Below are 24137 nucleotides of genomic sequence, written 5' to 3' on the forward strand. Positions count from 1 at the left end.
CCGCGTCAGCGAAGGGCGGTGGTGGCGCGGTCGCGGGTCGTGAGGTCGCGGTGGGTGGCGGCGGCGCGCCAGCCGTCGGCGGTCAGGAGGTCGCGGATCGCCGCGCCCTGCAGCTCGCCGTGCTCGAGCACGAGCGTGCCGCCGGGGTGCAGCAGGCGCTGGGCGACACGCGAGATGGTCCGCACCACATCCAGCCCGTCCGGGCCGCCGTACAGGGCGGCGTGCGGGTCGTGCAGCCGCACTTCGGGGTCGCGCGGGATGGCGTCGTCGGGCACGTAGGGCGGGTTCGAGATCACCACGTCCACCGTCCCATCGAGCTGCGGCAGCGCGTCCGCGAGGTCGATGAACACCGGCGTCAGGTTGGTCGTGCCGACCTCGTCGATGTTGCGGCGCGCCCAGATGAAGGCCTCGGGCGAGTTCTCGACGGCGTAGACGCATGCGTGCGGCACCTCCGTGGCGAGTGCGAGCGCGATCGCGCCGCTCCCCGTCCCGAGGTCGACGGCGACCGGAGCCGGCGAGGGGATGGCGCGCAGCGCGTCGATCGCGAACTGAGCCACCTGCTCCGTCTCCGGACGGGGCACGAATACGCCGGGCCCGACGTTCAGCTCGAGCGAACGGAACGGCGCGCGCCCCGTGATGTGCTGCAGCGGCTCGCGCGCGGCGCGGCGCTCGACCAGCCCCCGGAGCCGTTCGGCGTCCTCCCCTGCGACCTCCGCATCCATCACCACCAGGGCCTGCACGCGGCCGCGGCTGACGCCGAGCACATGCCCGAGCAGCAGCTCGGCGTCGACCTCCGGATCCGGCACGCCGGCCCGGCCGAGTACGGCTGCGGAGTGCTCACGAAGCGTGCGGGCGGACACGGGAGCGGAGGCGGAGCCGGGCGTCGGGGAGCTGGGGTTCATGGCCCGACGAGCCTACCGTCCCGTCACACACCGTTCGGTCGCCTCCCGTCCCGTCACACAGCTTCCGGACGAGGGCTCGGCGTCTAGAGTGGTGACGCGTTCGCATCCACCGTCACCTGTACGAGGAAGAGGCCCATGCCCGGTCACATCTACGACAACATCACCCAGGCCGTCGGACGGACGCCGCTCGTCCGGCTCAACCGGCTCACCGAGGGGGTGGACGCGACCGTGCTCGGCAAGCTGGAGTTCTACAACCCCGCCGGAAGCGTGAAGGACCGCATCGGCGTCGCCATCATCGAGGCGGCCGAGAAGGAGGGCGCGCTGCGTCCGGGCGGAACCATCGTGGAGGCCACGAGCGGCAACACCGGCATCGCCCTCGCAATGGTGGGGGCCGCGCGCGGATACAAGGTCATCCTCGCGATGCCGGAGACCATGAGCAAGGAGCGCCGCGTGCTGCTGCGCGCGTTCGGCGCAGAGATCGTGCTGACGCCCGGACCGGATGGGATGCGCGGCGCGGTCGAGACGGCCCAGCAGATCGTCGAGAGCACCGAGAACGCCATCTGGGCGCGGCAGTTCGCGAACGAGGCGAACCCCGCCATCCACCGCGCCACCACCGCCGAGGAGATCTGGGCGGACACCGACGGCGGCGTCGACATCTTCGTCTCCGGGGTCGGGACGGGCGGCACGATCACGGGCGTCGGCCAGGTGCTCAAGGAGCGCAAGCCCGAGGTGAAGGTCGTCGCGGTGGAGCCGCTCGACTCGCCCATCCTGAACGGCGGGAAGCCCGGCCCGCACAAGATCCAGGGGATGGGCGCCAACTTCGTGCCCGAGATCCTCGACACGACCATCTATGACGAGGTCGTCGACGTGTCGTTCGAGGACGCGCTGGACGTGGCCAAGAAGCTGGCCAGCGAGGAGGGCATCCTCGCCGGGATCTCGTCTGGCGCGATCGTCTGGGCGGCGCTGCAGCTCGCGAAGCGCCCCGAGAATGCCGGGAAGACCATCGTCGCGGTCGTCTGCGACACCGGTGAGCGGTACATCTCCACGCCGCTGTGGGCGGACCTGCTGGACTGAGCGGAGTGCCGATCTTCCGGGCGCGGGAGGACCTCCGCAACGCCCAGCGCCACGACCCCGCGGCCCGCGGCGGCTTCGAGATGGCGGTCGCCTACTCCGGGCTGCACGCGGTGTGGGCGTACCGGGTGGCCCACAGGATGTGGTGCGCCGGCCTGCGGACGCCCGCGCGCTTCCTGTCCCAGTTCGCACGGTTCCTCACCGGCATCGAGATCCACCCCGGCGCGCGCATCGGCCGGCGCTTCTTCATCGACCACGGGATGGGCGTGGTGATCGGCGAGACGACCTGGATCGGCGACGACGTCATGCTCTACCACGGCGTGACCCTGGGCGGCCGGGGGAGCGGGCATGGCAAGCGGCATCCCACCGTGCATGATGGCGTTGTAGTCGGCGCCGGCGCGAAGGTGCTCGGCGCGATCACGATCGGCGAGCACTCCGTCATCGGAGCGAATGCGGTCGTCACGCACGACGCGCCGCCCTACTCGCTCCTGGTCGGTGTCCCCGCGCACCCTCGCCCGCGCTCCGGACACGAGCAGATCCCCGGCGACACCTACCTGGACCCCGCGCTCTACATCTGACCTCCGCCCACCGTCGAGTACACACTTTCTGCACGCGACACGCCGTCCCGGCGTGCAAGATTCGTGTACTCGACGGTGGGCGGTGTGGGCGGTGCCGCAGAGGGGCGTCAGCGGCGGGCGCGCTCGATCGCCTCGCGCTCGCGCTTGCGGGCCTCGCGCAGCTTGGACTCGGCCTCGCGGCGGGCCTTCACCGCCTCGCGGACGGCTTTGTCGCGCGGAATCGGCTGGGGCAGCGGCTCGGGGGCGACAGGTTCGGCGCCACCGCGCTCCCCGATGTAGCGCTCGATCCCGTCGAGGATGCGGTCGAGTCCGAACGCGAAGTCGTCCTGCTCACCGCCGTCGGCGTCGGCATACGCTCCGGTGGCGACCAGCGGCGCGAGGTCGGGGAACCGCTCGGGCGTGACGAGCTCCGCGAGCGCACGCGTGAAGGCCTCCCCGTACGCGGGAGGACCGTCGGCCTGCCGCGAGCGCGTCACGTCCCGCTCGACCACACCGATGGCGCGTGCGTACGACGACAACAGCAGCGCCGTCGACATCTTCTCGGCGTCGGTCAGCGGCAGTGACCGCATCTCGCGGAGACCCCAGTCGAGCACGGCCAGGTTGTTCGGCATGAGCGGGATGCCGCTGATCGGGATGTCGGGGAACCAGGGATGCTCGCGCATCACCTCGATCGTCGCCATCGCCCAGCGCCGCAGCCCGTCGCGCCAGTGGTGGTCGTCCCCCTTCCCGGCCAGTTCGTCGTCGGCGGGGATCGGGATCGCGCACACAGCGTCCTGCATGAGGGCGAGGACGTCGTCCTTGCTGGTCACGTAGCGGTACAGGGACATCGTCGTGAAGCCGAGCTCCCCGGCGATCCGGCTCATGGAGACCGCCCCCAGCCCTTCCGCGTCGGCCAGGTCGATCGCCGCGTCGACGATCCGCTCGATGCTCAGCTCGCGCTTGGGCCCGCGCTGCGGGTGCTCGGCGACGCCCCAGCTCAGGGCGACGGCGCGCGGGAGCGCCTCTTCGACGTCTTCTGGCATCTGCGCGCCTTCCCGGGTGAGGTGTTGACACCCATCCTAGAACTGTGTATCACTTAAACAACCGTATGCGACATAAACAGTTTACGTGACACACAGTCGAAAGGAACCATCATGAACCGACCGGCGATCGACGTGACGGGGGTGCGCAAGACGTTCGGCGCGCAGACCGTCCTCGACGGCATCGACCTCCGCGTGGAGACGGGCAGCGTGTTCGCGCTGCTCGGCCCGAACGGAGCGGGCAAGACCACGCTCATCAACATCCTCGCGACGCTCGTGGAGCCCGACGCGGGCACCGTGACCATCGCTGGGCACGACCTCGCCTCCGATGCCGACGGCGTCCGGCGGGCGATCAGCGTCACCGGCCAGGCAGCGGCGGTGGACGGCGTCCTCACCGCGGAGGAGAACCTGCGCATGATGGCGCGGCTCTCCGGCTTCACCCCGGCCGAGGCGAAGAACCGCGCGAGCGAGCTCATCGAGCGCTTCGACCTCGGCGGTGCGGCGCGTAAGCGGGTCGCCACCTACTCCGGCGGGATGCGCCGCCGGCTCGACCTAGCGCTCAGCCTGGTCGCCACGCCTCCGGTGATCTTCCTCGACGAGCCGACGACCGGGCTCGACACGCGCAGCAGGCAGACGCTGTGGGACATCATCCAGGACCTCGCGCGCCGGGGGACCACCATCCTCCTGACCACGCAGTACCTGGAGGAGGCCGACCGTCTCGCCGACCGGATCGCCGTCCTCGACCGCGGCGTGATCGTCGCGGAGGGCACGGCCGCCGAGCTCAAGTCCCAGGTCGGCGGCGAGGTCGTCGAGCTGCGCGACGGGAGGGGCGACATCGTCCGCGAGCTGCCCACCGATGGAAGCGTGGAGGCGCTGCGCACGGCGATCGACGAACTCGACGCCCTGCACGTCCCCGGCGGGTCCATCGGCATCCGCAAGCCGTCGCTCGACGACGCATTCCTCGCACTGACCGGCCAGCAGGCCGGCACGACATCCACCACTCCGACCACCGTCACCGCGATCCAGAAGGAGGCCGTCCGATGACCGCCCTCACCGTCCCCACCCGCCCGGAGCGGCCGGTCACGCCGCTCACCAGCGCCCGCGTGTTCGTCGGCCGCAGCATCCGCCACTCTCTGCGCGACGTCGAAGCGCTGACCATGGCGATCGTCCTGCCCGTCATGCTGATGCTGCTGTTCACGTTCGTGTTCGGTGGCGCCCTGGATGCGGAGGGCGGCTACGTGCAGTACGTCGTGCCCGGCATCATCCTGCTCTGCGCGGGCTTCGGCGCCTCGAGTACCGCGGTCGACGTCGCGCGGGACATGAGCGACGGCATCGTCGACCGGTTCCGCACCATGCCGCTGCGCTCTCGCGGGGTGGTGACGGGCCATGTGGTCGCCAGCCTCGTGCGGAACCTGTTCGCGACGGGCGTCGTGATCGCGGTGGCTCTGCTCGTCGGCTTCCGGCCCACCGCCGACATCCTGCAGTGGATGGGAGCGCTCGGCGTGGTCGCGTTGTTCATCCTCGCCATCACCTGGCTGTTCGCCGGGCTCGGGCTGGCAGCGAAGAGCGCGACCGCCGCAAGCGGCTACGGCTTCGCGCTGCTGTTCCTCCCGTACCTGTCGAGCGCCTTCGTGCCGACGGACACTATGCCGAGCTGGCTGCAGTGGATCGCCGAGAACCAGCCGATCACGCCGATCATCGAGACCATCCGCGCCCTGCTGTTCGGCCGCGACCCCGGCTCCGACCTGTGGTGGGCCCTCGGCTGGTGCGCCCTCATCATCGCCGCCGCCTACGTCTGGTCCGCCTGGCTCTTCCGCCGCTCCGCCGCGCGCCGCTGACCCGCCCGCTCCCCACTGCCGAGTCCACACTTTTTGCACGCCGCCACGGCGCGTCGCGTGCAGAAAGTGTGGACTCGACGGTGGGGGGAGAGGGGAGGGGCGTCAGCGGGGGCGGGAGGCGAACGCGTGGATGGCGTCGAGCATTCCGGCCGTGTCGAAGGAGCCGTCCTCGTTCTTCGCGAAGTGGTAGGCGTGCATGCCGCAGGCGCGGGCGCCCTCCACGTTCGCGGTCGAGTCGTCGAAGAGGATCGCGTCGGAGGGGTCGATCCCGAACCGCCCGAGCGCCCGCGTGTAGATGCGGCGCTCGGGCTTCCGCGCGCCGAGCACCGCAGAGACGAGGTCGTTGCCGCCGAGCACGTCCACGATCTCGGGAGTGAGCACCGGCAGCGAGTCCTTGAACGGGATGGGGTTGTTCGACAGGAGCGACACCGTCCCGAGCCCTGCCGCCTCGTGCAGCGCGGCGATGGCGCCGGGGATGGGCGTCATCGCGGCCTTGCGCGCCTCCTGCCACTCGGCGAGGCTCAGCCGCGCACCTGTCACTTCGGCGAACGCGTCCAGGTACTCCTCGCTGGTCGAGTACTCGCCGATCTCGGCCGCCCGCTCGTGGCCGCCGGCCCACCAGGAGGAGGCGAGCCGGTACTGGCTCACACCCCCGAGCTCCGCGAGCTTCGGCAGCCGCTTGTGGAAGTCGTAGTCGTAGAGCGTCTTGTCGCAGTCGAAGAAGTAGACATCCATCGCTCCCAGTATCGTCCTCCCAGTCTGTCCCTCTACGCCCCGGCTATCATTGAGCCGTCATGGCTCCCATCTACGACTGCTCGGTCGACTCCGAGCTGCTCACCGGCATGCGTCTCGCGCGGGCGGCGATCGGTCGCGGCGAACTCGTCGTCATCCCCACCGACACCGTCTACGGCGTCGCTGCCGACGCGTTCAATCCCGCTGCTGTCCAGCGCCTCCTCGACGCGAAGGGACGCGGCCGTCAGTCGCCGCCTCCGGTGCTCGTGCCCGGCATCCCGACCCTTGCAGCGCTCGCCGAGCAGGTGCCCGACGAGGTGGATGCGCTGGTCAAGGCGTTCTGGCCCGGCGGCCTCACCATCGTGCTGCCGGCCTCGCCCTCCCTGGTGTGGGATCTCGGCGAGACCAAGGGGACCGTCGCGCTCCGGATGCCGAAGGACACCATCGCGCTGGAGCTGCTCTCCGAGACCGGCCCGCTCGCCGTCTCGTCCGCCAACCTGACCGGTCGTCCGGCCGCGCGCACCGCTGCGGAGGCTGAGGCGATGCTCGGCGACTCCATTTCCGTCTACCTGGACGGGGGAGAGGCCGGTTCCGCCTACGACCGCGTCGAGGGCAAGGACTCCTCGTCGACGATCGTGGATGCGACGGCGCTCGCCTCGGGCTCCGGGGGTCTGCGCATCCTCCGCCACGGCGTCGTGTCGGTCGAGCAGCTGCGGGAGGTCGTCGGCGACGCCCTCGCCGCGCCGTCGGACGCCTGACCCGTGACGCTCCTCCTCGCCCTCGCCCTGATCTCGGCGGTCATCACCTTCGGGATGTCCTTCGTCGTCTACAAGCTCGCGATGCGGTACAAGCTGTACCCGAAGATCCGGGCGCGTGACGTGCACACCCGCCCGACGCCCCGGCTCGGCGGTGTCGCGATGTTCCTCGGCATCCTGGTCGCCTTCGGCGTCTCCTGGCTGCTGTCGAGCCAGTTCGGCGTGCTCTCGCTGATCTTCTCGGATCAGGGGCCGATCCTGGCCATCCTCGGAGCCTCCCTGCTCATCGTCGTCATCGGTGTGGCCGACGACATCTGGGACCTCGACTGGATGACGAAACTGGCCGGCCAGTTCGTGGCCGCCGGACTCGTGGCCTGGCTGGGCGTGCAGATCTACTCGCTGCCGATCGGCGGTCTGACGGTCGGTTCGCCGGTGATGTCGATCATCATCACCCTGTTCGCGATCGTGCTGGTGATGAACGCGATCAACTTCATCGACGGCCTGGACGGCCTGGTCGCCGGCGTCGCGCTCATCGCGAACGGCACCTTCCTCGTCTACACGTATCTGCTGCAGCGCGAGATCAGCCCGCAGAACTACTTCAGCCTCGCGGGAGTGATCGCGGCGATCCTCGTGGGGGCGTGCGCCGGCTTCCTGCCGCTGAACTGGCATCCGGCGAAGATGTTCATGGGGGATGCCGGCGCCCTCCTCATCGGTCTGCTCATGGCGACCTCGGCCATCTCGGTGACCGGCACGATCAACCCGGAGGCCCTGCAGACCCTCGGCAAGTCGTCGCTGGTGCCCGCGTTCATCCCGGTCATCCTGCCGTTCGCGGTGCTCGTCGTACCGTTGCTCGACTTCGGCCTCGCCGTCATCCGGAGGCTTCGGGCGGGCAAGTCGCCGTTCAGCGCCGACCGCAAGCACCTCCACCACCGGCTGCTCGACATGGGCCACACCCACCTGCACGCCGTGCTCATCTTCTACGCGTGGACCGCCGTGCTCTCGATCGGCTGCCTGCTGTTCTTCTTCGACCCGTACTGGATGGCGATCGTCTTCGTCGCCATCGGGCTGGTCGTCTGTACCGCCTTCACGCTCGCTCCGCTCAGTCGCCGCAAGGCGACGGAGGCCGTGGCGGAGCTCGCCCCCGCCGGCAGCCGTGAAGCCGTGGAGACCGCACGATTCGACCAGCTCGACGCCGCGAGCGAACGCACCGCGGCGAAGACGACGCCCGCCCTCACCGAGGAGTCCCGATGACCGACCACACCGACGGCGCCCCGGCGCAGCCGACCTCCACACCCGTCCTCCGGGATGTGCTCCGGTACGGCCTGATCCTGGCCGGTGTCATCGCCGTCGTCGGGATGCTGCTGGGCGGCCTCTTCGCCGGCTGGGTCGGCGTCACCAGCGCCCTGATCGGAACCGCCATGGCCGCGGTGTTCCTGTCGATCACCGCGCTCAGCATCCTGATCGCCAACCGCTTCATCGGTTCCGACCTCTTCGTCGGCCTCTTCTTCGGCATCGTGCTGGGCGGCTGGATCGTGAAGTTCGTGCTGTTCCTGGTGCTCGCGATCGTGCTGCGCGACCAGCCCTGGATCAACCCGGTGGTGCTGTTCCTGAGCCTGATAGCGGGCGTGATCGGATCGCTCGTGGTGGATATGATCGCGGTCTTCCGCTCGCGCGTGCCCTACGTCAGCGATGTGACCCTTCCAGGTGAGAAGCGCTGACCCGTATCCAATTCGTTATGGGCTGAAAACTCTTGTAGAGTTATCAGTGATCCCCCACCCGTTCGCGCTCAGAACCCGTGACGTGCGAGAAGTGCAGGGTGCCCCACCGTTCGTCGTCGCGAGAGCCATGAGCTCGACGCCCCGAAACAGGAGATAGCGCTGTTAGCTAACGCTGTGAACCTGCTGGTCCAGGCCGCAAGCTCCGATGATGGAAGCTTCCAAGGTCCCTCGATCAACGAGTTCTTCCCCCCGACCCTGTTCACCATCGGTGGCCTCGAGTTCAACCGCATCATCGTCGTCCGCATCATCGCGACGATCGCGCTGATCCTCATCTTCTGGCTCGGCACGCGCCGGATGCGCCTCATCCCCGGCCGCTTCCAGTCGGTCGTCGAGATGGGCCTCGACTTCGTCCGCGTCAACATCGCGGAGGACCTGCTCGGCAAGAAGGACGGCCGCCGCTTCCTCCCGCTGCTGACCACCATCTTCTTCATGGTGCTGTTCTTCAACCTCACCGGCATCATCCCGTTCCTCAACATCGCGGGCACCTCGGTGATCGCGGTCCCGATGCTGCTCGCGATCGTCGCGTACGGCGCGTTCATCTACGCGGGCGTCAAGAAGAGCCCGGCGAACTTCTTCAAGAACGCGCTGTTCCCGCCCGGCGTGCCGTGGCCGCTGTACATCATCGTGACGCCGATCGAGTTCGTCTCGACGTTCATCCTGCGTCCGATCACGCTGACCCTCCGACTCCTGATGAACATGGTGGTCGGTCACCTCCTGCTGGTCCTGTTCTTCACCGCGACCACCTTCTTCTTCTTCAACGCGGGCGGGTTCTGGTCTCTCTTCGGCATCGGAACCTTCGCCTTCGGGTTCGTCTTCACCCTGTTCGAGATCCTGGTCGCAGTCCTGCAGGCCTACGTCTTCGCACTGCTCACCGCTGTCTACATCCAGCTGGCAGTCGCCGAGGAACACTAAGAACGATCCGCGCACCCGCACGGATCGCCATCACGGAAGGAAACACACACAGTGGACATCGCTGCAATCAACGGCAACATCGCCACCGTCGGTTACGGCCTCGCCGCCATCGGCCCGGCCATCGGCGTGGGCATCGTCGTCGGCAAGACCATCGAGGGCGTGGCCCGCCAGCCTGAGCTGGCCGGTCGTCTCCAGGTCCTGATGTACATCGGTATCGCGTTCACCGAGGCGCTCGCCTTCATCGGTATCGCTACCTACTTCATCTTCGTCTGAGTCCTCTTTTCTCACTCAGTAAGGAGGAACCATGCTCAGCAGTGTGGTGATCACCGCGGCGGAGGAGCAGCACAACCCGCTCATCCCCGCGTGGCCGGACATCATCGGTGCCCTGATCTGCTTCATCGTCATCCTGTTCTTCTTCTGGAGGCTCGTCCTCCCGCGTATGAAGAAGCTGCTCGATGAGCGTGCAGAGGCGATCGAGGGCAACATCGAGAAGGCCGACGAGGCTCAGCGCAAGGCCGAGGCCCTGCTCGAGGAGTACACCGCCCAGCTCGCCGAGGCCCGTGCCGAGGCTGCGAAGATCCGCGAGACGGCTCGCACCGACGGTCAGAAGATCGTCGCCGAGGCCCGTGAGGCCGCGTCGGTCGAGGCCGCACGCGTGACCGCGCAGGCTCAGGCGCAGCTCGACGCGGAGCGTCAGACGGCGCTCGTGCAGCTGCGCGGCGAGGTCGGCTCGCTCGCGATCGACCTGGCGTCGACCGTGGTGCGCGAGGCTCTCGACGAGGACAAGCGTGCTCAGGCCATCGTCGACCGCTTCCTGGCGGACCTCGAGGCAGACGAGCAGAAGGCAGGATCGGGCAACTGATGGGAAGCGCCACCAGAGAAGCATTGGCCCGGTCCGTGTCGGCACTCGCCGACCTGGGATCCAAGGCCGATCTGGCGACGGCTGAGGACCTGTTCGCCGCAGGACGGGTCGTCGCAGACTCGGCCCAGCTCCGAGCCGTCCTCAGCGACCCCACGGCCGATCCGGCGGCGAAGTCGACGCTCGTGAAGCGCATCTTCGTCTCGCTGCCGGAGGAGACCGTCGGCCTGCTCGGCGTGATCGTCGCGCAGCGCTGGTCCAGCCATGACGACCTGCTCGCCGCGATCGAAGAGCTGGGGATCCGTGCGATCGCCGCCTCGGCGCCGCGGAACGTCGACATCGTGTCCGAGCTGTTCACCTTCGGAGGCGCCGTGACCTCCGATGCGCAGCTCGAACTCGCGTTGCGCAGCAAGCTCGCCTCGAGCGACTCGAAGGTCGCCCTCGTGGAGCGCCTGCTCGGTCCGCGGTCCTCGAAGCAGACGGTCGCCATCGTGCGGCAGCTCGTCGAGCAGCCGCGCGGCCGCAGCATCCGCGAGTCGCTCCGCGCAGCCGCCCGCATCGTGGCGTCGCAGCACCGCCAGACGATCGCGACGGTCTACGCCGCGTCCCCGCTCCCCGAGACCCAGGCCGAGCGCCTGCGCTCCGTGCTCAGTGCCACCTACGGCGACCTGAAGATCAACCAGGTCGTCGACCCCTCGATCATCGGCGGATTGCGCGTACAGATCGGTGACGACGTCATCGATGGAAGCATCGCGTCGCGTCTGGCCGAACTCCGGCTTCAGCTGGCGGGCTGACCGCCCCAAGATAGGAATCACAATGGCAGACATCCAGATCAGCCCCGACGAGATCCGCGACGCCCTCAAGGACTTCGTCAGCAGCTACGAGCCCGGCGGCGCGCAGGCGACCGAGATCGGCCACGTGCTGGACGCCTCCGACGGCATCGCGCACGTCGAGGGCCTCCCGAGCGTGATGGCCAACGAGCTCATCCGCTTCTCCGACGGCACCCTCGGCCTCGCCCAGAACCTCGACGAGAACGAGGTCGGCGTCGTCGTGCTCGGCGAGTTCGACCAGATCGTCGAGGGCATGGAGGTGACCCGCACCGGCGAGGTCCTCTCCGTCCCTGTCGGCGACGGCTACCTCGGCCGCGTGGTCGACCCGCTCGGCAACCCGATCGACGGCCTCGGCGACATCGCCAGCGAGGGCCGCCGCGAGCTCGAGCTGCAGGCGCCCGGCGTCATGCAGCGCAAGTCGGTGCACGAGCCGCTCCAGACCGGCATCAAGGCGATCGACGCCATGATCCCGGTCGGCCGCGGTCAGCGCCAGCTCATCATCGGCGACCGCCAGACCGGCAAGACCGCGATCGCGATCGACACGATCATCAACCAGAAGGCCAACTGGGAGTCGGGCGACGTCAACAAGCAGGTGCGCTGCATCTACGTCGCGATCGGCCAGAAGGGCTCGACCATCGCCTCGGTGAAGGGCGCGCTCGAGGACGCCGGCGCGATGGAGTACACCACCATCGTCGCGGCTCCCGCCTCCGACCCGGCCGGCTTCAAGTACCTGGCTCCCTACACCGGATCGGCCATCGGCCAGCACTGGATGTACGGCGGCAAGCACGTCCTCATCGTCTTCGACGACCTGTCGAAGCAGGCCGAGGCCTACCGCGCCGTGTCGCTGCTCCTCCGCCGTCCGCCGGGACGCGAGGCCTACCCGGGTGACGTCTTCTACCTGCACTCCCGCCTGCTGGAGCGTTGCGCCAAGCTCTCCGACGAGCTGGGCGCCGGCTCGATGACCGGCCTGCCGATCATCGAGACGAAGGCGAACGACGTCTCCGCGTACATCCCGACCAACGTGATCTCGATCACCGACGGCCAGATCTTCCTCCAGTCCGATCTCTTCAACGCCAACCAGCGTCCGGCGGTCGACGTGGGCATCTCGGTGTCCCGCGTCGGTGGCGATGCGCAGGTGAAGTCGATCAAGAAGGTCTCCGGCACGCTCAAGCTCGAGCTGGCGCAGTACCGCTCCCTCGAGGCGTTCGCGATGTTCGCGTCCGACCTCGACGCGGCCAGCCGCCGTCAGCTGGCGCGCGGCGCCCGCCTGACCGAGCTCCTCAAGCAGCCGCAGTACTCGCCGTACCCGGTGGAGGAGCAGGTCGTCTCGATCTGGGCCGGCACCAACGGCAAGCTCGACGAGGTCGCGGTGGAGGACGTCCTCCGCTTCGAGTCGGAGCTGCTGGACCACCTGCGCCGTAACACCGACATCCTCGACACGCTGCGCGAGACCAACGTCCTCGACGACGACACGGTCGCCAAGCTCGGCTCCGAGATCGACGCGTTCAAGCTCGAGTTCCAGACCGGCGAGGGCAAGCCCCTCGCATCGGTCGGGCGCGAGGAGTTCGACGCGATCGACCAGGACGAGGTCGACCAGGAGCGCATCGTCAAGGCCAAGCGCTGAGCGCCGCCGCGATCGCAGAATAGGTAAGAGGAGACACATGGGAGCACAGCTTCGGGTCTACCGGCAGAAGATCAGGTCTGCTCAGACGACCAAGAAGATCACCCGTGCGATGGAGCTGATCTCCGCCTCCCGCATCCAGAAGGCGCAGGCGCGGGTCGCCGCCAGCTCGCCGTACGCCCGCGCCATCACGCGCGCGGTGTCGGCGGTGGCGACCTACTCCAACGTCGAGCACGTCCTGACCACGGAGCCCGAGAAGATCGAACGCGCTGCGATCGTCATCTTCTCCTCCGACCGCGGTCTCGCCGGCGCGTTCAACTCGAACGTGCTCAAGGAGTCCGAGAAGCTCGCCGAGCTGCTGCGCAGCCAAGGCAAGGAGGTCGTGTACTTCCTCGTCGGCCGCAAGGCGCAGGGCTACTTCAGCTTCCGCCGCCGCGCGTTCGAGCGCGTCTGGACGGGCAACACGGACGCTCCGGAGTTCGAGCAGGCCAAGGAGGTCGCCGACGCGATCCTCGAGTCCTTCCTGCGCGACGCCGCGGACGGCGGGGTGGACGAGATCCACATCATCTACAACCGCTTCGTCAGCATGCTGACGCAGGAGCCGCAGGTCGTCCGCCTGCTGCCCCTGGAGGTCGTCGAAGGCGTCGAGGAGCCGGACCGCACCCAGGTGCTCCCGCTCTACGAGTTCGAGCCTGATGTGGCGACGGTGCTCGACGCACTGCTGCCGGTCTACATCGAGAGCCGCATCTTCAACGCCATGCTGCAGTCCGCCGCCTCCAAGCACGCGGCAACGCAGAAGGCGATGAAGGCGGCGAGCGACAACGCCGACAAGCTCATCACCGACTACACCCGTCTGGCCAACAACGCCCGTCAGGCGGAGATCACCCAGCAGATCTCCGAGATCGTCGGCGGCGCCGACGCCCTGAGCTCGGCAAAGTAAACGTCCTACGAGAGAGATAAGAATCATGACTACCGCTACCGCCGAAGCCCAGGCTTCGACCGCGCAGCCGGGTGGCGTCGGGCGCATCGCGCGCGTCACCGGCCCGGTCGTCGACATCGAGTTCCCGCACGATGCGATTCCCGGCATCTACAACGCTCTGAAGACCACGATCACCATCGGCGACGAGTCGAACGAGATCACCCTCGAGGTCGCGCAGCACCTCGGCGACGACCTGGTCCGCGCCATCGCGCTGAAGCCGACCGACGGCCTGGTCCGCGGCGGCGAGGTCCGCGACACCGGCGCTCCGATCAGCGTGCCCGTCGGCGACGTGACCAAGGGCAAGGTGTTCAACGTCACCGGCGACGTGCTCAACGCGGAGCCGGGCGAGACGATCGAGATCACCGAGCGCTGGCCGATCCACCGCCAGCCGCCGGCGTTCGACCAGCTCGAGTCGAAGACCCAGCTGTTCGAGACCGGCATCAAGGTCATCGACCTCCTCACCCCGTACGTCCAGGGCGGCAAGATCGGCCTGTTCGGCGGTGCCGGCGTGGGCAAGACCGTCCTCATCCAGGAGATGATCCAGCGCGTGGCGCAGGACCACGGTGGTGTGTCGGTGTTCGCCGGTGTCGGCGAGCGCACCCGTGAGGGCAACGACCTCATCCACGAGATGGAGGAGGCGGGCGTCTTCGACAAGACCGCGCTCGTCTTCGGCCAGATGGACGAGCCGCCGGGAACGCGTCTGCGCGTCGCCCTGTCGGCTCTGACGATGGCGGAGTACTTCCGCGACGTGCAGAACCAGGACGTGCTGCTCTTCATCGACAACATCTTCCGGTTCACCCAGGCCGGCTCCGAGGTGTCGACGCTGCTCGGCCGCATGCCGTCCGCGGTGGGCTACCAGCCGAACCTGGCCGACGAGATGGGTCAGCTGCAGGAGCGCATCACCTCGACGCGTGGTCACTCGATCACGTCGCTGCAGGCGATCTACGTCCCGGCCGACGACTACACCGACCCGGCGCCCGCGACCACCTTCGCCCACCTGGACGCCACCACCGAGCTCTCCCGTGAGATCGCGTCGAAGGGCCTCTACCCGGCCGTCGACCCGCTGACCTCGACCTCGCGCATCCTCGACCCCCGTTACCTGGGCGAGGACCACTACCGCGTGGCCACGACGGTCAAGCAGATCCTCCAGAAGAACAAGGAACTGCAGGAGATCATCGCGATCCTCGGTGTCGACGAGCTGTCGGAGGAGGACAAGATCACGGTGTCGCGTGCGCGCCGGATCCAGCAGTTCCTCTCGCAGAACACCTACATGGCGAAGAAGTTCACCGGTGTCGAGGGCTCCACGGTCCCGCTGAAGGAGACCATCGAGTCGTTCGACGCCATCGCCAAGGGCGAGTTCGACCACGTCGCCGAGCAGGCGTTCTTCAACGTCGGAGCGATCTCCGACGTCGAGGAGAAGTGGGCGCAGATCCAGAAGGAGAACGGCTGAGATGGCCGTCCTCACCGTCAGCGTCGTCGCCGCCGACCACGAAGTGTGGTCGGGCGAGGCGAGCATGGTCGTCGCGCGGACCGTGGAGGGGCAGATCGGTATCCTGCCCGGCCACGAGCCGCTGCTCGCCATCCTCGCCGAGGGCGAGGTGCGCGTGACCCTGAACGGGGGCGAGTCGATCACGGCGAACGCCGATGACGGCTTCCTCTCCGTCGAGAACAACACGGTCACTGTCGTGGCCCGTCAGGCCGAGCTGGTCTGAGATGGCTGAGCAGCAGCCGGGAGCCCCGCTGGAGCGCCAGTTCGGAGACGTCCGCGTCCCGATGCTGGTGGCGATGGCGGGGCTTCCCGGTTCCGGCAAGTCCACCCTCGCGGAGATCATCGCCGGCCGGATCGGCGCCACGGTGATCTCGGTGGACCCGATCGAGGCCGCCATCCTGCGCGCCAACATCGACTCCGACCAGCCGACCGGTCTCGCCGCCTACCTGGTGGCCGAGACCATGGCCGAGCAGGTGCTGCTCTCGGGTCACTCGGTCGTCGTCGACGCCGTGAACGCGGTGGAGCCCGCGCGGCTCCAGTGGCGTGACCTGGCCGCGCGCAGCGGCGTGAAACTGCGGGTCGTCGAGACGGTGTGCTCCGACCCGGAACTGCACGAGAAGCGCCTCGCCAAGCGGTCGGGCCTCGTCGCGGCGTGGGCGGTCGAGCAGAGCACCGACGAGTACGACGAGTGGAAGGGCGCCTGCGGCGCTCTCCCGCGGATCACGCTCGACACGGCCGCTCCTCTGGGCGAGAACGCGAACGCCGCCCTGGACTTCGTGGAGGGCTAGGGTGCTCATCCTGCTCCCGCCCTCTGAGACCAAGAGGGACGGGGGAGCGGGGTCCCCGCTCGCCCTGGATCGTCTGAGCTTCCCCTCGCTGCATCCTGTTCGCCGGGAGGTGGTGGAGGCTGTCGTCGAGCTCGCGTCGGATCATGAGGCCGCCGTGCGCGCCCTCAAGCTCGGGCCGAAGCAGGCGGGTGAGGTGGAGCGCAACCGGGCCATCCCGTCGGCGCCGACGATGCGGGCGTTGGAGCGGTACACGGGAGTGCTGTACGACGCGTTGGACGCGGCGAGCCTCAGCGAAGCAGAGTGGGAGGTGGCCTCCCGCTCGGTGGCAGTGCAGTCGGCGCTCCTCGGTCTGGTGGGCGCCGCGGATCCGGTTCCCGCCTATCGGCTGTCCTTCGACTCCCGGCTGTCTCTGAAGCGTGGCGCGGCGTCGCTGAAGCGGCGTTGGTCCGTCGCCGGGGCCGCGGCCCTGCGGGATCGGGACGACCTGCTGCTCGATCTGCGGTCGGAGGGGTATGCGGCCCTGGCGCCACTTCCCGACCGCGACGGGGCCCACTACGTGCGGGTGCTCGCGCGCGACGAGAGCGGCGAGGTGCGCGCGCTGAACCACTTCAACAAGCAGGCGAAGGGCCTGCTTGCACGGGCGCTGATCGAGGGGGGTGCGGCGTTCGGATCGACGGACGAGCTTCTCGGCTGGGCCGCCGGTGAGGGCTACGAGCTCCGTCCTGCCGGCGACGGGTCCCGCGATCTTCAGCTCATCGTGCCGGAGGTGCGCGGCGTTCCCGGCAGCCTGATGGCCTCGCTACGCGCCTGAGCGCTGGGTCCGTGAGCGCTGGGCCGCCGGTTCACGGCGAACGTACAGTGGTGCAGTGTTGGAAAGTGAGATATGCTCACAAGCAAGAGAGAGGATCACTGATCCGAGGACGTGGGCGCAGAAATGCTCTTACGGCCTCACTTAGTCGGGCCGATGTGTGGTGGCCGGCGTGTCATCCCCACACGTCGTTTCCACACCGGAGTGTGAGTGCCGATAATCCGCCTGCGGTCGGGCACGAGCGGTAGCGTCCTCACCAGCGAGAATCCGGCGTCGGAGCCACATCCGCCGTCGGCCCGACTCTCTCGGTACTGCCTCCAGGCTGCTCGGTCTTCGGGTTGCTCGGCCTCCGGGCTGCCCGGCCTGCAGATCGCCCGGCCTGCGGGCTGCCGGTCTCCGGGCTGCTCAGGCCCGGAAGCAGCCCTCGAAGTGGTCGTCGACCATACCGGTCGCCTGCATCAACGCGTACATGGTGGTCGGCCCCACGAACCGGAAGCCGCGGCGGCGCAGTTCTTTGCTCAGCGCCGTCGACTCGGCCGTGACCGCCGGGATCTCTCCCCAGCTTCGCGGCCGCCGCTGATCGCGCGGCTCTGGTGCGAAACCCCACATCAGCTCCTCGAGCGGGACGTCGAGCGCCAGCACTGCGCGGGCGTTCGAGATCGTGGCCTCGATCTTGCCGCGGTGACGGATGATGCGCGCATCCTGCAGCAGCTGCAGGACGTCGTCCTCCGTCATCGCGGCGACCCGCTCCGGCTCGAACCCGAGGAAGACCTCCCGGAACGCCGGCCGCCGTCGCAGGATGGTGATCCACGACAGCCCCGCCTGGAAGCCCTCGAGGCACAGCTTCTCGTACAGGGCGCGCGGATCGTGCTGGGGGCGGCCCCACTCCTCGTCGTGGTACCGCCGGTACTCCGGGTCGCTTGCCGACCAGGAGCACCGGGACAGGCCGTCGTCCCCGACGACGAGAGCCGATCGGATGGGCGTCGGTGGAGTGGTGGACGCGATCGCTACGCTCTCGTCGCTCATGCGGCCAGCAGGATCCCTTCGTGCTCGAGCAGCCAGAGCTTGGTGGGAATGCCGTCGCCTCCGCTGTAGCCGGTCACCCGGCCGCTGGACGAGAGCACCCGGTGGCAGCCCACGATGATCGGAATCGGATTGGCGCCCACCGCGCCTCCGATCGCACGCCCGTAGCCGGCGTGGCCGAGGGATGCGCCCAGCTCTCCGTACGAGACGAACGTGCCGAACTCCAGCTCGGAGAGCCGCTCCCACACCGCCTGGCGGAAGGGTGTGCCGTTCAGGCGCACCGGTACGTCGAACGCGCGGCGTGAACCGGCGAAGTACTCGGCGAGCTGCGCGACCGCATCGTCGAGCACGGGCGTACTGCGTTCGGGATGGTCGTCGAGCGGCAGCCGGCCGGCCCGTTCGATCGAGAGCGACGTCACGGCGGTGCCGTCGCTGGTGAGTTCGAGCCGCCCGATGGGGCTCGTGGTGCGGAGGAGATAGGCGAAGGAACTGCTCATGGGTCGACTCTAGAGCGCACGACCGACCCTCCACTCGCGGGATTCGGACATCGGGGAGAACTCGCATCCACCGCCCCCTGTGCACGATTCCTCGCCGCCCGTCATCTCCGCCCCTCCCTCCCGCCGTACTCGCGTCGAGTGGTGACTCGATGTCGCTATTCGGCGCCAGAAACAGCATCAACTCACCACTCGGCGCCAGGGCGGAGGCCGGGGGAGGGCGCGGGAGGGCGCGGGAGGGCGCGGGAGGCCGCGCCTAGACTCGAAGGATGGCGAACATCGAATACCGCACTCTCGGACACTCGGGGCTCGTGGTCTCCACCATCGGCCTCGGCTGCAACAACTTCGGCCGGAAGGACACCGCCACCGAGACGCAGGAGGGGACGGACGCCGTCATCGGCGCCGCGATCGACGCGGGCGTGACCCTGTTCGACACCGCCGACATCTACGGCAAGGAGCGCGGGCTCTCCGAGACCCTGATGGGCAAGGCCCTGGAGGGGAAGCGCGACCGGATCGTCCTCGCCACCAAGTTCGGGATGGACATGGCCGGCGTCAACGGGCCCGACTGGGGCGTCCGCGGTTCGCGCCGCTACATCCGCCTGGCCGTCCAGAGCTCCCTCCGCCGGCTCCGCACCGACTGGATCGACCTCTACCAGCTGCACCAGCCGGACGGCGTGACCCCGATCGAGGAGACGCTGGACACCCTCGACGACCTCATCGCCGAGGGCAAGATCCGGTACATCGGCCACTCCAACCTGACCGGCTGGCAGATCGCCGAGGCGGAGTTCACCGCCCGGCTCCACGGCCACCCGAAGTTCGTCTCCGCACAGAACGAGTACAGCCTCCTGGCGCGCGACGCCGAGCGCGAGGTGCTGCCCGCCGTGAACAGGTACGGACTCGGCTTCCTCCCGTACTTCCCGCTCTACAACGGCCTCTTCACGGGCAAGTTCACCCGGGAGGGCGGCCCGGCCGACAGCCGGATCATGCACCTCCGCAGGCACCTGCTCGAGAACGCTCCGTGGGATCGGATGGACCGCTTCCAGACCTTCTGCGACGACCGCGGCGTCACCATGCTGGAGGCGACCTTCGCCTGGCTGTTGGCCCAACCGGGACTCACCAGCGTGATCGCCGGGGCGACCAAGCCCGAGCAGATCGTCGCTAACGCGGACGCCGCCACAGCGTGGACGCCCACCGCCGTGGACGTCGAGGCGATCTCGGGGATCTTCGCGACGAACTGAGCGGAAACGCTTGTGAGTGAGCACTCACTCCGGTTAGCATGACGGCATGCAACAGGATGCCATGAGCGATTCGCCGCGCACGCGCGCGCAGCCCATGGCGGCCGAGGAGCGCAAGGCGATGATCATCGACGCCGTCATCCCGCTCCTGCTCGAGCACGGCCGGAGCATGACCTCCCGGCAGATCGCCGAGGCGGCCGGAATCGCCGAGGGCACCATCTTCCGGGCCTTCGGCGACAAGGAGACGCTGGTGCAGGCGGCGATCGAGAAGTACCTCGATCCGGAGCCGCTCCGCGAGGCGCTGCGCAGCATCGATCCGGCGCTTCCGCTCGAGAACAAGGTCCGCGCCATCCTGTACCTGCTGCGCGAGCGCTTCCACAGCGTCATGCGGATCATGCCGGTGATCGGCCCGCAGCGTCCGCCGGTACCGCAGGAGCGGGGCGAGTTCGCCCGCATCATCGCGGGCATCCTCCAACCCGAAGCCGACGACCTCACCATGCCGCCGGAGCGGGTGGCTCACATGCTCCGCCTGATCAGCTTCTCGTCGGCGTTCCCCGCTCTCAACGAGGGCATCGAGTTCGGCGTCGACGAGCTCGCCCGCATGGTCCTCGTCGGCATCGCCGGCACGTCGCCGCACCTCGCACCGTCACCCACCACCCCGTCCACCACCCCGTCCACCACGGAGGCATCATGCTCCTGAGACTCCTCGGCCGTTTCCTGCGGCCGCACTGGCCGCTCCTGATCGGGGTGATCGTCTTCCAGCTCGCGCAGTCGCTGCTGTCGCTGTGGCTCCCTACGCTGAATGCCGACATCACCGACAACGGCATCGCGAAGGGCGACACCAGCTACATCCTGTCGGTCGGCGTCGAGATGCTGGCCGTCACGCTGGTGCAGGTCGCGTGTGCGATCACGGCCGTCTACTTCGGCGCCAAGGTCGCCATGCTGGTCGGCCGCGACCTCCGCGAGGCGATCTTCCACCGGGTCGGCGAGTTCTCCGAGCGAGAGGTGTCGTCGTTCGGCGCGCCATCGCTCATCACCCGGAACACCAACGACGTGCAGCAGGTGCAGATGCTGGTGATGATGACCTGCACGCTGCTGGTCTCCGCGCCCATCCTCGCCGTCGGCGGCATCGTGCTCGCCATGCAGCAGGACATCGACCTGTCGTGGCTGATCGCAGTCAGCGTCCCCACCCTCCTCGTGGCGGTGAGCATCATCATCTCGCGCATGGTCCCGCTGTTCCGGCGCATGCAGGAGCGCATCGACCGGGTCAACCGCGTGCTTCGGGAGCAGCTGAGCGGCATCCGGGTCGTGCGCGCGTTCGTCCGCGAGGACGTGGAGACGAACCGCTTCCGGAAGGCGAACGACCAGGTCACCGACACGGCCCTCAAGGCGGGCCGGCTGTTCGCCCTGATGTTCCCGATCGTCATGCTGGTGCTCAACGTCTCCAGCGTCGCCGTCATCTGGTTCGGGTCGTTCCGCATCCAGGACGGCTCCCTCCAGATCGGGACGCTGACCGCCTTCCTGCAGTACCTGATGCAGATCCTCATGGGCGTGATGATGTCGACCATGATGGCCGTGCTCGTCCCGCGCGCGGCCGTCTGCGCCGACCGGATCGGCGAAGTGCTCGGCACCGAGTCCTCGGTCCGCGTCGCAGAGGACCCGATCACCGAGGTGTCGGCGCATGGGACGGTGGAGTTCGTCGACGTGGGCTTCTCGTACCCGGGCGCGGAGCATCCCGTGCTCACCGACATCACCTTCCTCGCGGAGGCGGGCAAAACGACCGCGATCATCGGCAGCACCGGTGCCGGCAAGACGACGCTGGTCAACCTCATCCCGCGCCTTTTCGACGCCACCAGCGGCATCGTGCTGGTGGACGGAGTCGACGTCGCCGACCTCGACCCCGAGGTCTTGTGGTCCCGGATCGGGATCGTTCCGCAGAAGCCGTACCTGTTCTCCGGAACCGTCGCCTCCAACCTCCGCTACGGCAACCCGGACGCGACCGACGACGAGCTCTGGCACGCGCTCGAGGTGGCACAGGCCCGCGACTTCGTCGAGGCGATGCCGGAGCGGCTGGAGGCGCCGATCGCGCAGGGCGGGACCAACGTGTCCGGCGGTCAGCGCCAGCGGCTGGCCATCGCGCGGGCGCTGGTGCGGAAGCCGGAGATCTACGTCTTCGACGACTCCTTCTCGGCGCTCGACACCGCAACCGACGCCCGCCTCCGCGGGGCGCTGGCCCGGGACGTGGCGGACGCGACGATGATCGTCGTCGCCCAGCGGGTGTCCACGATCGTGGATGCCGACCAGATCATCGTCCTCGACGACGGCCGCGTGGTCGGCCGGGGGACGCACGACGAGCTCGTAGAGAACAACCCGACGTACGCGGAGATCGTGTCGTCGCAGCTCGCGGCTCAGGACGCGGCGTAAGGGAGACAGGGATGAGCGACAAGACGACGGCTCCGGCCCGGCCTGCGGGCCCTCCGATGCGGCGCGGCCCCGGCGGCGGCGGACCGTTCGGCGGGATGGGCATGCCCGTCCAGAAGTCCATGAACTTCGGCCCGAGCGCCAAGCGACTGCTCGGCCGGCTCCGCCCGGAGCGGCTGGCGATCGCGGCCGTGACACTGCTGGCCGTGATCTCGGTGACCTTCGCCGTGCTCGGCCCGAAGCTGCTCGGCAACGCGATCAACCTCGTGTTCGCCGGGGCGATCTCGCTGCAGTTCCCGTCGGGGACGACCCAGGCGCAGATCATCGCCGGCCTGCGCGCACAGGGCCAGAACCAGCTGGCCGACCTGCTGTCCGGGACGACGTTCACGCCCGGCGCCGGCATCGACTTCACCGCCGTCGGCACCACCCTGCTCTGGGTTCTCGCGCTGTACGTGCTGTCGTCGGTGTTCAGCTACCTGCAGGCGTACGTGCTCAACGGCGTCACGCAGCGCACGGTCTACCGCCTGCGCGCGGACGTCGAGGAGAAGCTCCACCGCCTCCCGCTGAAGTACTTCGACGGGATGCAGCGCGGCGAGCTGCTCAGCCGAGTCACCAACGACATCGACAACATCTCGCAGTCGCTGCAGCAGACGATGAGCCAGCTCCTGACGTCGCTGCTGACCGTCATCGGCGTGATCGTGCTGATGTTCGTGATCTCGCCGCTGCTGGCCGTGATCGCACTGATCACCATCCCGCTGACGCTCCTCATCACCACGGTGATCGCGAAGCGGTCGCAGAAGCTTTTCGTGGCGCAGTGGCGGCACACCGGTGAGCTGAACGGCCAGATCGAGGAGGCCTTCACCGGCCACTCGCTGGTGAAGGTGTTCGGGCGCCACCGCGAGGTGGAGGCGCGCTTCCGCGAGAAGAACCAGGAGATGTACCGCGCGAGCTTCGGAGCGCAGTTCATCTCGGGCATCATCATGCCGGCCATGATGTTCGTCGGGAACCTGATGTACGTCGCGATCGCGGTCGTCGGGGGCCTCCAGGTGGCGAGCGGCGCGATGCAGCTCGGAGACGTGACGGCGTTCATCCAGTACTCGCGGCAGTTCACCCAGCCGCTCACGCAGCTCGGCTCGATGGCGAACCTGCTCCAGTCCGGTGTGGCCAGCGCCGAGCGCGTCTTCGAGCTGCTGGATGCGGACGAGCAGTCTCCGGACCCGAAGGCCCCGGAGAGCCCGGAGGGCACCAAGGGCCTGCTCGCCTTCGAGGACGTCTCGTTCCGCTACGTCGAGGATACGCCGCTGATCGACGACCTGTCGCTGGTCGCCCAGCCGGGCCAGACGGTCGCGATCGTCGGCCCGACCGGTGCGGGCAAGACGACGCTGGTCAACCTCATGATGCGCTTCTACGAGCTCGACGGCGGCCGCATCACGCTGGACGGCGTCGACATCGCGACCATGAGCCGGCACGATCTGCGCAGCCGGATGGGCATGGTGCTGCAGGACACCTGGCTGTTCAAGGGCACCATCCGCGACAACATCCTGTACGGCCGGCCCGACGCGACCGACGAGGAGGTGCTGGACGCTGCGCGCGCCACGTACGTCGACCGGTTCGTGCATTCGCTGCCGGACGGCTACGACACCGTGCTGGACGACGAGGGGTCGAACATCTCGGCCGGCGAGAAGCAACTGCTGACCATCGCGCGGGCCTTCCTTGCGCGGCCGAGCGTCCTCATACTCGACGAGGCCACTTCCTCGGTCGACACCCGGACCGAACTGCTCGTGCAGAAGGCGATGAGCGCCCTCCGCGCCGACCGCACCTCGTTCGTGATCGCGCACCGGCTGTCCACCATCCGCGACGCGGACCTCATCCTGGTGATGGAGGCCGGCCACATCGTGGAGCAGGGCACGCACGCCGAACTCCTCGCCCGCGGCGGCGCCTACTACTCCCTCTACAACGCACAGTTCGCGGGCGCCGCAGGGGAGTAGGGGTTTCTGCGGGTAAT

26 protein-coding genes are annotated in these 24137 nt (G+C 68.6%); 21 read left to right on the plus strand and 5 right to left on the minus strand.

The window, feature by feature from the left end:
- Positions 1-5: 5 nt before the first annotated feature.
- Positions 6-902, minus strand: coding sequence for a peptide chain release factor N(5)-glutamine methyltransferase (gene prmC / locus SB754_RS04375; protein WP_410781134.1), 897 nt, complete (start codon positions 900-902; stop codon positions 6-8).
- A gap of 135 nt (positions 903-1037) precedes the next feature.
- Here prmC and cysK point away from each other — a divergent pair, with 135 nt between their 5' ends.
- Together cysK and epsC are read left to right on the plus strand one after the other, a co-directional pair.
- A complete protein-coding gene (gene cysK / locus SB754_RS04380) occupies positions 1038-1976 on the plus strand; it encodes a cysteine synthase A (RefSeq protein ID WP_410781135.1) in 939 nt (312 codons plus the stop codon).
- Positions 1977-1981: 5 nt separating this feature from the next.
- A complete protein-coding gene (gene epsC, locus SB754_RS04385) occupies positions 1982-2551 on the plus strand; it encodes a serine O-acetyltransferase EpsC (protein WP_410781136.1) in 570 nt (189 codons plus the stop codon).
- 107 nt (positions 2552-2658) lie between these two features.
- Here epsC and SB754_RS04390 read toward each other — a convergent pair whose 3' ends face one another.
- Positions 2659-3573, minus strand: a complete 915-nt coding sequence (locus SB754_RS04390; protein WP_410781137.1) for a TetR/AcrR family transcriptional regulator — start codon at positions 3571-3573, stop codon at positions 2659-2661.
- A 111-nt stretch (positions 3574-3684) separates the two neighbouring features.
- Here SB754_RS04390 and SB754_RS04395 point away from each other — a divergent pair, with 111 nt between their 5' ends.
- The gene (locus tag SB754_RS04395) at positions 3685-4614 is read left to right on the plus strand and encodes an ATP-binding cassette domain-containing protein (RefSeq protein WP_410781138.1); all 930 of its coding nucleotides are present in this window, start codon (positions 3685-3687) and stop codon (positions 4612-4614) included.
- Positions 4611-5408: an ABC transporter permease gene (locus SB754_RS04400; RefSeq protein WP_410781139.1), complete on the plus strand. Its 798-nt coding sequence runs from the start codon at positions 4611-4613 to the stop codon at positions 5406-5408. Before SB754_RS04395 ends, SB754_RS04400 begins: the two co-directional genes overlap by 4 nt.
- A gap of 102 nt (positions 5409-5510) precedes the next feature.
- Here SB754_RS04400 and SB754_RS04405 read toward each other — a convergent pair whose 3' ends face one another.
- On the minus strand, positions 5511-6143 hold the full coding sequence (locus tag SB754_RS04405; protein ID WP_410781140.1) for an HAD family hydrolase: 633 nt from the start codon (positions 6141-6143) through the stop codon (positions 5511-5513).
- Positions 6144-6202: 59 nt separating this feature from the next.
- Between SB754_RS04405 and SB754_RS04410 the strand changes: the two genes are divergently transcribed.
- The 13 genes from SB754_RS04410 to SB754_RS04470 all read left to right on the plus strand — a co-directional run bounded on the left by SB754_RS04410 (position 6203) and on the right by SB754_RS04470 (position 16962).
- Positions 6203-6898, plus strand: a complete 696-nt coding sequence (locus tag SB754_RS04410; RefSeq protein WP_410781141.1) for an L-threonylcarbamoyladenylate synthase — start codon at positions 6203-6205, stop codon at positions 6896-6898.
- 3 nt (positions 6899-6901) lie between these two features.
- Positions 6902-8146 (plus strand): MraY family glycosyltransferase, encoded by a 1245-nt coding sequence (locus SB754_RS04415; protein ID WP_410781142.1) that lies wholly within the window; start codon positions 6902-6904, stop codon positions 8144-8146.
- Positions 8143-8613 (plus strand): hypothetical protein, encoded by a 471-nt coding sequence (locus SB754_RS04420; protein ID WP_410781143.1) that lies wholly within the window; start codon positions 8143-8145, stop codon positions 8611-8613. Before SB754_RS04415 ends, SB754_RS04420 begins: the two co-directional genes overlap by 4 nt.
- Positions 8614-8787: 174 nt before the next feature.
- Positions 8788-9585: a F0F1 ATP synthase subunit A gene (gene atpB / locus SB754_RS04425; protein WP_410781144.1), complete on the plus strand. Its 798-nt coding sequence runs from the start codon at positions 8788-8790 to the stop codon at positions 9583-9585.
- 51 nt (positions 9586-9636) lie between these two features.
- Positions 9637-9858: an ATP synthase F0 subunit C gene (gene atpE / locus SB754_RS04430; protein ID WP_064111451.1), complete on the plus strand. Its 222-nt coding sequence runs from the start codon at positions 9637-9639 to the stop codon at positions 9856-9858.
- Between the two features lie 31 nt (positions 9859-9889).
- Entirely contained in the window at positions 9890-10447 is a 558-nt protein-coding gene (locus tag SB754_RS04435; RefSeq protein ID WP_410781145.1) for a F0F1 ATP synthase subunit B, read from the plus strand.
- Positions 10447-11238 carry a F0F1 ATP synthase subunit delta gene (locus SB754_RS04440; protein WP_410781146.1) on the plus strand — a complete coding sequence of 264 codons (792 nt, stop codon included), beginning with the start codon at positions 10447-10449 and terminating at the stop codon, positions 11236-11238. Before SB754_RS04435 ends, SB754_RS04440 begins: the two co-directional genes overlap by 1 nt.
- A gap of 22 nt (positions 11239-11260) precedes the next feature.
- Entirely contained in the window at positions 11261-12898 is a 1638-nt protein-coding gene (gene atpA / locus SB754_RS04445; protein WP_410781147.1) for a F0F1 ATP synthase subunit alpha, read from the plus strand.
- 37 nt (positions 12899-12935) lie between these two features.
- Positions 12936-13835: a F0F1 ATP synthase subunit gamma gene (locus SB754_RS04450; RefSeq protein WP_410781148.1), complete on the plus strand. Its 900-nt coding sequence runs from the start codon at positions 12936-12938 to the stop codon at positions 13833-13835.
- Between the two features lie 25 nt (positions 13836-13860).
- Complete coding sequence (gene atpD / locus SB754_RS04455; protein ID WP_410781149.1) at positions 13861-15324, plus strand: F0F1 ATP synthase subunit beta; 1464 nt, start codon at positions 13861-13863, stop codon at positions 15322-15324.
- Between the two features lies 1 nt (position 15325).
- A complete protein-coding gene (locus SB754_RS04460) occupies positions 15326-15586 on the plus strand; it encodes a F0F1 ATP synthase subunit epsilon (RefSeq protein WP_410781150.1) in 261 nt (86 codons plus the stop codon).
- 1 nt (position 15587) lies between these two features.
- A complete protein-coding gene (locus SB754_RS04465; protein WP_410781151.1) occupies positions 15588-16151 on the plus strand; it encodes an AAA family ATPase in 564 nt (187 codons plus the stop codon).
- A 1-nt stretch (position 16152) separates the two neighbouring features.
- Positions 16153-16962 (plus strand): YaaA family protein, encoded by an 810-nt coding sequence (locus SB754_RS04470; RefSeq protein ID WP_410781152.1) that lies wholly within the window; start codon positions 16153-16155, stop codon positions 16960-16962.
- A gap of 402 nt (positions 16963-17364) precedes the next feature.
- Here the strand turns inward: SB754_RS04470 and SB754_RS04475 are convergent, their stop codons facing one another.
- Together SB754_RS04475 and SB754_RS04480 are read right to left on the minus strand one after the other, a co-directional pair.
- Entirely contained in the window at positions 17365-17985 is a 621-nt protein-coding gene (locus tag SB754_RS04475) for a DNA-3-methyladenine glycosylase I (RefSeq protein WP_410781153.1), read from the minus strand.
- Positions 17982-18479 carry a methylated-DNA--[protein]-cysteine S-methyltransferase gene (locus SB754_RS04480; RefSeq protein WP_410781154.1) on the minus strand — a complete coding sequence of 166 codons (498 nt, stop codon included), beginning with the start codon at positions 18477-18479 and terminating at the stop codon, positions 17982-17984. The genes SB754_RS04475 and SB754_RS04480 overlap by 4 nt, the downstream gene beginning before the upstream one ends.
- Positions 18480-18745: 266 nt before the next feature.
- Between SB754_RS04480 and SB754_RS04485 the strand changes: the two genes are divergently transcribed.
- The 4 genes from SB754_RS04485 to SB754_RS04500 are packed head-to-tail and all read left to right on the plus strand — an operon-like array spanning position 18746 to position 24120.
- The gene (locus tag SB754_RS04485; protein WP_410781155.1) at positions 18746-19714 is read left to right on the plus strand and encodes an aldo/keto reductase; all 969 of its coding nucleotides are present in this window, start codon (positions 18746-18748) and stop codon (positions 19712-19714) included.
- 46 nt (positions 19715-19760) lie between these two features.
- A complete protein-coding gene (locus SB754_RS04490) occupies positions 19761-20411 on the plus strand; it encodes a TetR/AcrR family transcriptional regulator (RefSeq protein ID WP_410781156.1) in 651 nt (216 codons plus the stop codon).
- The gene (locus SB754_RS04495; protein ID WP_410781157.1) at positions 20402-22135 is read left to right on the plus strand and encodes an ABC transporter ATP-binding protein; all 1734 of its coding nucleotides are present in this window, start codon (positions 20402-20404) and stop codon (positions 22133-22135) included. The genes SB754_RS04490 and SB754_RS04495 overlap by 10 nt, the downstream gene beginning before the upstream one ends.
- Positions 22136-22146: 11 nt before the next feature.
- Entirely contained in the window at positions 22147-24120 is a 1974-nt protein-coding gene (locus SB754_RS04500) for an ABC transporter ATP-binding protein (protein WP_410781158.1), read from the plus strand.
- Positions 24121-24137 lie beyond the last annotated feature (17 nt).

This window comes from Leifsonia sp. SIMBA_070 (assembly GCF_046534635.1).
Taxonomy (GTDB): Bacteria; Actinomycetota; Actinomycetes; order Actinomycetales; family Microbacteriaceae; genus Leifsonia.

Bases quoted from the DNA above. Each gene is read 5' to 3' on its own strand.
- prmC (WP_410781134.1), bottom strand. From the start codon at position 902: ATGAACCCCAGCTCCCCGACGCCCGGCTCCGCCTCCGCTCCCGTGTCC.
- cysK (WP_410781135.1), top strand. From the start codon at position 1,038: ATGCCCGGTCACATCTACGACAACATCACCCAGGCCGTCGGACGGACG.
- SB754_RS04390 (WP_410781137.1), bottom strand. From the start codon at position 3,573: ATGCCAGAAGACGTCGAAGAGGCGCTCCCGCGCGCCGTCGCCCTGAGC.
- SB754_RS04395 (WP_410781138.1), top strand. From the start codon at position 3,685: ATGAACCGACCGGCGATCGACGTGACGGGGGTGCGCAAGACGTTCGGC.
- SB754_RS04400 (WP_410781139.1), top strand. From the start codon at position 4,611: ATGACCGCCCTCACCGTCCCCACCCGCCCGGAGCGGCCGGTCACGCCG.
- SB754_RS04405 (WP_410781140.1), bottom strand. From the start codon at position 6,143: ATGGATGTCTACTTCTTCGACTGCGACAAGACGCTCTACGACTACGAC.
- SB754_RS04410 (WP_410781141.1), top strand. From the start codon at position 6,203: ATGGCTCCCATCTACGACTGCTCGGTCGACTCCGAGCTGCTCACCGGC.
- SB754_RS04420 (WP_410781143.1), top strand. From the start codon at position 8,143: ATGACCGACCACACCGACGGCGCCCCGGCGCAGCCGACCTCCACACCC.
- SB754_RS04435 (WP_410781145.1), top strand. From the start codon at position 9,890: ATGCTCAGCAGTGTGGTGATCACCGCGGCGGAGGAGCAGCACAACCCG.
- SB754_RS04440 (WP_410781146.1), top strand. From the start codon at position 10,447: ATGGGAAGCGCCACCAGAGAAGCATTGGCCCGGTCCGTGTCGGCACTC.
- atpA (WP_410781147.1), top strand. From the start codon at position 11,261: ATGGCAGACATCCAGATCAGCCCCGACGAGATCCGCGACGCCCTCAAG.
- SB754_RS04450 (WP_410781148.1), top strand. From the start codon at position 12,936: ATGGGAGCACAGCTTCGGGTCTACCGGCAGAAGATCAGGTCTGCTCAG.
- atpD (WP_410781149.1), top strand. From the start codon at position 13,861: ATGACTACCGCTACCGCCGAAGCCCAGGCTTCGACCGCGCAGCCGGGT.
- SB754_RS04460 (WP_410781150.1), top strand. From the start codon at position 15,326: ATGGCCGTCCTCACCGTCAGCGTCGTCGCCGCCGACCACGAAGTGTGG.
- SB754_RS04465 (WP_410781151.1), top strand. From the start codon at position 15,588: ATGGCTGAGCAGCAGCCGGGAGCCCCGCTGGAGCGCCAGTTCGGAGAC.
- SB754_RS04475 (WP_410781153.1), bottom strand. From the start codon at position 17,985: ATGAGCGACGAGAGCGTAGCGATCGCGTCCACCACTCCACCGACGCCC.
- SB754_RS04480 (WP_410781154.1), bottom strand. From the start codon at position 18,479: ATGAGCAGTTCCTTCGCCTATCTCCTCCGCACCACGAGCCCCATCGGG.
- SB754_RS04485 (WP_410781155.1), top strand. From the start codon at position 18,746: ATGGCGAACATCGAATACCGCACTCTCGGACACTCGGGGCTCGTGGTC.
- SB754_RS04490 (WP_410781156.1), top strand. From the start codon at position 19,761: ATGCAACAGGATGCCATGAGCGATTCGCCGCGCACGCGCGCGCAGCCC.
- SB754_RS04495 (WP_410781157.1), top strand. From the start codon at position 20,402: ATGCTCCTGAGACTCCTCGGCCGTTTCCTGCGGCCGCACTGGCCGCTC.
- SB754_RS04500 (WP_410781158.1), top strand. From the start codon at position 22,147: ATGAGCGACAAGACGACGGCTCCGGCCCGGCCTGCGGGCCCTCCGATG.